At 45.4% G+C, this 7,843-nt stretch carries 4 protein-coding genes; 1 reads left to right on the top strand and 3 read right to left on the bottom strand.

The features are described 5' to 3' along the window. Positions 1–249: 249 nt before the first annotated feature. From HMPREF9073_RS10855 to HMPREF9073_RS10845, 3 genes are all read right to left on the bottom strand, one after another. Positions 250–1,689 (bottom strand): SusF/SusE family outer membrane protein, encoded by a 1,440-nt coding sequence (locus tag HMPREF9073_RS10855; protein WP_009413804.1) that lies wholly within the window; start codon positions 1,687–1,689, stop codon positions 250–252. Between the two features lie 138 nt (positions 1,690–1,827). After that, complete coding sequence (locus HMPREF9073_RS10850; protein ID WP_009413803.1) at positions 1,828–3,312, bottom strand: RagB/SusD family nutrient uptake outer membrane protein; 1,485 nt, start codon at positions 3,310–3,312, stop codon at positions 1,828–1,830. A 232-nt stretch (positions 3,313–3,544) separates the two neighbouring features. Then, a complete protein-coding gene (locus HMPREF9073_RS10845; protein ID WP_009413801.1) occupies positions 3,545–6,583 on the bottom strand; it encodes a TonB-dependent receptor in 3,039 nt (1,012 codons plus the stop codon). 474 nt (positions 6,584–7,057) lie between these two features. Between HMPREF9073_RS10845 and HMPREF9073_RS10840 the strand changes: the two genes are divergently transcribed. After that, a complete protein-coding gene (locus tag HMPREF9073_RS10840) occupies positions 7,058–7,747 on the top strand; it encodes a lipocalin family protein (RefSeq protein ID WP_009413799.1) in 690 nt (229 codons plus the stop codon). The last annotated feature ends 96 nt before the right edge of the window (positions 7,748–7,843 follow it).

Raw genomic sequence — 7,843 nt, 5'->3', positions numbered from 1 at the left:
CCGTTCCCTCTCTCCCAAGGAGAGAGGGGCAATCCGCAATAGTTTAAAGCCTCACCCCCGTTCCCCCTCTCTTTCGGAGAGGGGGACAATCCGCAAATAGGATTGAGAGAGGCTAAGCCCGCAGATGCGAACGGAAAGGAGGGTTGTTTAACACGTATAAAGATGTTTTGTTCTTGAACTCTCTTAAACTCCCTCCCCTTGGGGGAAGCCAGCGAGTGCACACAGCTGGGTATGTGGAGACTTTTCAACTTACTGTTTTTTAATAATCACCTTTTGGGTGAGTTGGTTGAGGGTGATTTTATAGGTGCCCGCCTCAGTGATTTTCCACTTGTTATCGGGGTTAGAGCCGTGGGCGCTGAAAATCATCGGTTCTTCCACACCTGCTGGGGCTTTATCAGCTTTAGCAGCCAAGAACCAGTCGCCACTCCAATCGCTTTTCTTGTCGCAAGAGAATTTGAGTTCGCCCGCTTTCAAGTCGCCTTCCCACGTAAAGACATTAGGATTGCCACTATCGACAGTCATAGCAATAGGATTGTTGATATCCCAACCAGCATCGGTAGCACTACCAATCATATACATTCCTGCATAAGGAGTGAAAGGCACAATGTCAATCTTCATCGTACGGGTGTTGAGCGTAATCTTGTAAGTACCTGCTGCAATTTTCCATTTGTTATCGGGGTCACCTGCCCATTTCTTCACAGGGAGGTCGCTACCTTCAGCCGTATTATTTTCTTTCGGACGGAAGAAAACTGCTAACCAATCGCCTTCTTTAGTACCTATTTTGAACTCACCTCCATTGCCTAAATCGGCATTGTAGTGGAATACAAAGGGGTCGGCAGGGTCTACGGTCATTTTCTTGAAGCTCCAACCGGTAGGTTCACCTACGAACCACAACTCGGTATATTCAGGCGCTTCGCCTTTGGTGATGCTTATGGTGAGGTTGATGAGGTTTACTTTTACGGTATAGACACCACTTTCGGCAATGGTAAATTTCTCATCACTATTGTCGGCATCGGTTTTGCGGAAGTGCAACTCGTTGTTGTTACTGCCTTTGCCATACGATGGTATAAACTGACCTTTGGTAGTGATGAACTTGATTTCGCCAGCAGCCAATCGTCCTGACCACGCAAAGGCTTTAGGAGTACCCTCAACGGGTTTCATCTCTTCGGCTTGATCGGCACTCCAACCGTGAGGAGCAGCACTACCGATGATATAGAGCGTATTGCTGATAGGGGTGTGCGTTTTGAAAACCACCGTCTTCACATTGGTATGTTGTTTCATTCCCTCGCCAGAAGCTACTTGGGCAATGATGCGTACTTCCATCGTAACTTCGGTGTCTGCTGTCACCTTGAAAGTGTTGAGCAAGAGGTTGTTGAGTTCCTCGTTTTTATACACTCTCTCATAGGCTTCACGACCTACATTCTCGCTGATACCTCCCGCAAAGTTGTTGCCTTGCACATCCATTTGGAAGGTATAGGTGATAGCGGCATTGGTGCCGTAATTAGAAGCTGCCGTCCAAGTGAACTTGATAGCTTCTTGTTCGGGGTTGGCAGCGTCTAAGGCTACATTTTCTTTAGGAGCTTTCAATTCAAAGGGTTTCCCCTCTTTGAAGAGCTCCATATAGTCCTCTTTTTTACATCCCGTAAGGAGCAGTAAGAGGAAAGCGATGTATAAATGGTATGGTTTCATATTAGTTTGTGTCCTCACCCCCTCCGTTCTCCCCCTCTCCGAAGGCGAGGGGGAGGGAAGCCGCAAAAGCGACAAGGGTGAATATTAGTTAAAAGTTAAGAGATAAGAGTTGTTGTAATTCGTCATTCGTCATTATTATTACCAACCTGGGTTTTGGGTAAGGTTGGGGTTGGCGTCGCGGTCTTTTTGAGGGACGGGCAAGAGCAGGTGTTTCTCGCGGGCGTTGGTTTTGCCTATGGAGTGCAAGAAATTGAGCGCATACTGACCGTTGTCCCAGCGAATCATATCAAACCAACGATGCCCTTCAAAAGCGAGTTCTATACGGCGTTCGTGGCGTATTTTCTCACGCATTTGCGCTTGAGTGAGGTTCTCTATATCAGCGCGATGGGTAAGACCCGCACGGGTGCGCACTTTGTACAAAGGCACTTCGGCTTCGGTGGTGCGACCCAATTCGTTGAGGGCTTCCGCTTTCATTAGGAGTACATCGGCAAAGCGGAGCGCTACAAAGTTGGCAGGGTTGGTATTGAAATCAGGCGACTGACTTAGTGGCACTAAGAACTTGCGCACATTGTAGCCCGTGTTAGACATTGAAGCGCGATACGCATTCCCCTCAAAATTAGGGCAACCCTCATAGAGAATGGTTTTATCCTTGCGGAGGTCGCCAGCCTCGTATTGGTCTACAAACTCTTGAGTAGGTTGATTCCACCCATAAGCACCCCCTACCCAACCGCTGTTGCGAGGACCCATAAAAGTACTGAGCCAAGAGGCTTGGTTTTCTTCGCCCCAGAAATCATCTTTGGTAAGTCCGTAGTACTGAATTTCAAAGATAGACTCGGCAGTGTTTTTGTTGCGTTCGGCAGCGCCAAAGCAATCGGAATAATCAGGATTGAGGGTATAACCGAGGTTTTCGACAGCATTGCACATCTCAAGGGCTTCGCTATATCTGCCCAAGGTGAGGTATACTTTGGCAAGCATACCCGCAGCAGCGCCTTTAGTGGCGCGACCTTTATCGGCATTGCTATATTGCTCGCGTGTAGGCAATAGATTGAAAGCCTCTCTGAGGTCGGGAATAATCACCTCGTTGTATATCTTCATTTTGCTTTGGCGGAAAGGCGTTTTGTTAGTCAAACTCTCTTTAGGGTCGAGCTGAAGAGGCACATCGCCAAAGAGTTGCACCAAAAGGAAATAGTAGTGAGCACGGAGGAATTTGGCTTCACCGATACAGCGGTTTTTGATATCCTCAGGGATATTGGCAGAAGGCAAAGCTTTCAGAGCTGTATTGCAATAGAGAATACCAGGGTTACAACCGCGCCATATTTCGAGCGCCAAAGGGTTATCGGCAGTTGCGTTGAAGTTGGAAAGAGTGATAGTTTCGAGTCCGTCGTTACCACCTCCAGCACCTACGATGCTATTACCTGCTACGATGTCGAGCGTCCAGAGGCGCATATTGTAGAGGTTAGAACGTTGCAAGGGTTTATAAGCCGAATTGGTAAGGGCAATTGCCGATGCCGCATCGCTTATGTTTTCAGCACTTGAATCTTCATAAGGGGTCTTGTCTAAAAACTTAGAACAAGCCGTGAAGAGCGGAAATGCTAATAGGGTGATGTATAATATCTTTTTCATAATATTAATTCCTCTCCCCCGTTCCCCCTCTCCCAAGGAGAGGGGGCAAGCCACAAAGGCTGCATAGGGGTAATTTTTTTGTTTATAATTGTGTTTTTATTGTCTTCACCTGTTCCCCATATACTCCGCTTTCGCGGACTTTTCAAAGAGAAGGAAACAATCTCCAAAGATAACAAGTAAGAATTAAATACTCACTTTTTCAGATTGTCCCCCTTCGGGGGAATGGGGGCTATTAAAACTGCACGTTTAATCCAAAACTTATAGTGCGGGTTACAGGGTAAGTACCGCCATCAACGCCACCAGTGCCTACTTCGGGATCCATACCGCTGTATTTGGTGAAAGTATACAGATTTTGGCAAGACAGATATATGCGCAACATATCGGTGTGGAATTTTTGAGTAACCTCTTTAGGGAGTGTATACCCCAAAGTTACATTTTTGATACGCAAATACGAACCATCTTCTACAAAGCGGGTAGAGTGACGCGCATTTTGGTTGGGGTCGCCATAGATAGCACGTGGAATGCTATTGCTAGTGCCCTCGCCAGTCCAGCGGTCTTTTACCTTAGCAATTTGGTTTTGTGGCACCGACATACCTTCTTGCCATATACGGTTGGCATTGTAGATATCATTGCCTGCTACGCCTTGTAAAAATATTTGTAAATCAATATTCTTGTAGTTGAAGTTGTTGTTCATAGAGAACGTCCATTCAGGAAACGGATTGCCTATATAGGTACGGTCTTCAGCATTGATGACCCCATCGTTGTTGAGGTCGCGGAACTTCACATCACCAGGAGCGGTACCGTTTTCCACTTGAGTAGCATAGTTGTCCACCTCGCTTTGGTTTTGGAAAAGTCCGTTCATTACATAGCCATAGAAAGAGTTCACGGGGTGACCCTCAGAGAGGATTTGCAATTTGGTGAGGAACGCCTCGAAACCAGTGAACAAAGGCACACCATCGTTCATTTTCACGATTTTGTTGCGGTTGAACGATACGTTTACATCAGTATTCCATTGGAAGTCCTTTTTATTTACATTCACTGATGACACCGTGAGCTCTACCCCTTTGTTTTCCACTTTACCAGCGTTGATACTCGGTACCGCAATATCCGAATAGCCAGAGCTTACTGATACCGCCATTGGCACCAACATATCGCTCGTGTTTTTGATATAGGCATCGAAAGTGAGGTTCAAGCGGTTTTTGAGTAGCGCGAGGTCAATACCCCCGTTGAATTGCTCTACGGTTTCCCATTTTACATTAGGGTTAGGCATTACGTGAGGATAGAGGGTAGACACCAAATTGTTGTTGAACACATATTGCCCTGTGCGCAATTTGGTGAAATAAGCATAGTTATCAATACCGCCTTGGTTACCAGTCATACCGTAACCCACGCGCAATTTCACATCGTTTACATAGTCGTTTTTAGGGAAAAAAGACTCGTTCGATGCGCGCCACGCCAAAGAGAATGAAGGAAAAGTACCCCAGCGGTTTTCTTTGGAGAAACGCGAAGAACCATCGCGACGCACGGTAGCAGTGAGCAAGTACTTATCGGCATAGGTATAGTTGAGTCGCCCGATGAAGGAGAGGATAGCCCAATCGTTCATTGTGCCACCTACTGTAGGGTTTTCCAAGCCTTTGCTGAGTTGGTTTTGCTGGTCGCTCAAGAAGTTGCTCACACTCGCATTGATTTTGCTATACACGTTGTTTTGTGTACTGGTGCCCACCATCACATTGAGGAAGTGCTTTTGGGCAAAAGTATTGGTATAAGTGAGTGTGTTATCCCATAGGAGGGTAGTACTCTTATTAGCATCTTGGTAGAGATTAGAGAGCGGATTAGGTATTGGTTTCCAGTTGTACTTAGGAGAGAAACTGCGGTTGTCCCAATATTTAAAATCAAGACCTCCAGTAGTTTTGAATACCAAATGTTTCACAGGGGTAATTTCGGCAAAGATATTCCCCAAAATGTTATAGCCTTTGGTAGTGTTTTGTCCGTTGATAAGGGCAGTACCTATCACGTTGCGGATATCGCTGTACTGATGGGCAGGCGAATCAGGACCTGAGTAACTACCGTCTTCATTGTAAATAGGTTGTGTAGGCAAAGAAGCCATCGCCATACGGATGTTGTAGTCGCCCGATTTCTTTTCGTCGTGGCTGAGGGTGAGGTTGTTGCCAAACTTAATCCACGGTTTTACGCGCGACTCGCCGTTGAACTGCACTGTATAACGGCGGTAAGAAGTGTTGAGGATAATCCCATCTTGGTCGAACACACCTCCTGATACGTAGTAATTGCTCTTGTCGTTACCGCCTGAGTATGAAAGCGAATAGTTGCGCATAAAAGCAGGACGGAAGAGCGCTTTGAGCCAATTGGTGCCTTCACCCCAGTCCTCAGGATTGGCGAAATCAGGGCGTTGTGTAAGCGGACTTACCCCAGGGGTGCGGTTGTAGTTGGCAATCATTTCGTTGTGAAAAGAAGCAAACTCGCGGGCGTTGAGCATCACGGGTAAGTTGGTAGCTTGTTGAAGGGCTACATTGGTGCTGAACGACAGTTTGCCGTCGCCATTTTTTCCTTTTTTGGTAGAGATGAGCACCACCCCATTAGCACCGCGAGAGCCGTAAATGGCAGTTGCCGAAGCATCTTTTAGCACGTCGATATTTTCTATATCATCTACGTTGAGCGCGTTGATACCGAGGTCGGTAGGTACCCCATCGATAACCAGTAGCGGTTCGCTGTTGTTAATTGTACTGATACCGCGAATGCGAAACGACACGTTGTCACCAGGTTTTCCCGCCGAGGTTACTTGCACCCCAGCAGCACGCCCTTGGAGCGCTTCCCCAGCGTTGGCAATAGGTTTCTCCTTGAGGGCTTTGTTAGACACCGAAGTAACCGCTCCCGTAAGGTCTTTCTTGCGGACGGTACCATAGCCCACCACCACTACCTCGTCTAACTGCTCTTGTTCTTCTTTGAGTACGATAGTGAGTTGGTTTTGGTTGCCTACCGCTACATTTTGGGTGTGATAGCCAATAAATGAAACCGATAGCGTGGCTTTAGCAGGTACATCTATCGTGAAATTCCCATCGAAATCGGTAGTAGTACCCTTAGTAGTGCCTTTCACCACCACCGATGCCCCCAGCACAGGCTGGTGTTTTTCATCGATTACCTTTCCGCTAATCTTTTTGTTTTGGGCAGAAAGGGCGGTAGAAAGCAAGCTAAAAAGTAGTAGCAAGGCGAGCTTGCCAATACTGTTTAATAAAGTTCTTTGTTTTCCTTTCATCTTAGTTAAAAGTTAAGAGGTAAGAGGTAAGAGCTGATACCTAATACCTAATTCTGCCGCAAAGATAAAACGTTAAAGATATACTAAAACACTGGATAGTGAAAATATAGATAACTAAAAATGTAGCAGTTTGATAAACAACAGAATGAAAAGAAAGCAAGAGCGAAAAATATAGAAAGAATGTAAGGAAATGACGAATGACAAATGACGAATGACGAGTTACGAATGACGAGAGACGAAATATAAAATAAGTTAAAAAAAAATAGGATATAAAGATATTTTTTGTTACTTTTGCCCCAATGTTAGGTGTCAGGGGGCAGGGGATAGGTGTCAGGGGGCAGGTTTCAGGAGTCTGACTTGTCTGATAGTAAATTATAAACAACATTAAACATTATTTTTTAACACCCTCTTAACCAGATTGCCCCTCTCTCCTTGGGAGAGAGGGAACGGGAGAGAGGATAACACAAATATTATATGAAAAAACTAATTTTTTCGGCATTAGTTGCCACAGCATTATTCGTTTCCTCTTGCGGGAAAGACGACGACAACGGCGGAGGTAGCACTTCGCTCACTGGGGATTGGTATTATCATACTGTGTATGGAGACTATAATGGCAACGGGAAAAATATCCGTTGGAGTACTCCTGATAATTGCGCCAAGCAGTCTTATCGCTCATTTTCAGATACCCAGATGAAGTTCGAATGGTATCGTAGGGATGGTTCTGGATGTAAATATACTCCTTTCTATTACGATTATACCCTTTCTAATGGTGAGATAATTCATAGTATTGCTAGCAATTCTCCTAATGGCACTAAAGGACAGAAAATGAATTCTTTTAAATACGAAATAAAAGGCAAAGAACTTATTTTGCGTTTTACAAATAACTTAGGTATTCCAGAAGTAGATATCCTTCACAAAAAAGGAGTAGACTATAGCTATCTCGATCCTTTGGTGGGACTTTGGGAACTTACCAAAATAGAAGCAGGAGGCACTACTTATCCTGCGGGTACTCCTGCTTGCTTTACAGGTAGTATAGTAGCGAGCTCTATAGGTTTTTCGCTCTACTATACCCTGCCTGCGAACAGCACACAATGCCAAGATGGTAATGTGGAAAGCTACGACTATGTAAAAGAAGGAGACAAATATTACAATGTTTCTAACTGACAAAAAGTACCTATCCCTTTTAGCTTTAGCAACAACAACCAAGCACTTACACTTAGCCTTGGGGGAACTACAATGTTCTTCCAAAAACAGTAATCA

It is taken from the genome of Capnocytophaga sp. oral taxon 326 str. F0382 (genome assembly GCF_000318295.1).
Taxonomy (GTDB): Bacteria; Bacteroidota; Bacteroidia; order Flavobacteriales; family Flavobacteriaceae; genus Capnocytophaga; species Capnocytophaga periodontitidis.
Note: the sequence above shows the minus strand (reverse complement) of the source record. Positions and strands in the feature narration are given on the sequence as shown.

What these genes read in the sequence shown, in the direction of transcription:
- HMPREF9073_RS10855 (WP_009413804.1), bottom strand. Translation starts at nt 1,689, where the DNA reads ATGAAACCATACCATTTATACATCGCTTTCCTCTTACTGCTCCTTACG.
- HMPREF9073_RS10850 (WP_009413803.1), bottom strand. Translation starts at nt 3,312, where the DNA reads ATGAAAAAGATATTATACATCACCCTATTAGCATTTCCGCTCTTCACG.
- HMPREF9073_RS10845 (WP_009413801.1), bottom strand. Translation starts at nt 6,583, where the DNA reads ATGAAAGGAAAACAAAGAACTTTATTAAACAGTATTGGCAAGCTCGCC.
- HMPREF9073_RS10840 (WP_009413799.1), top strand. Translation starts at nt 7,058, where the DNA reads ATGAAAAAACTAATTTTTTCGGCATTAGTTGCCACAGCATTATTCGTT.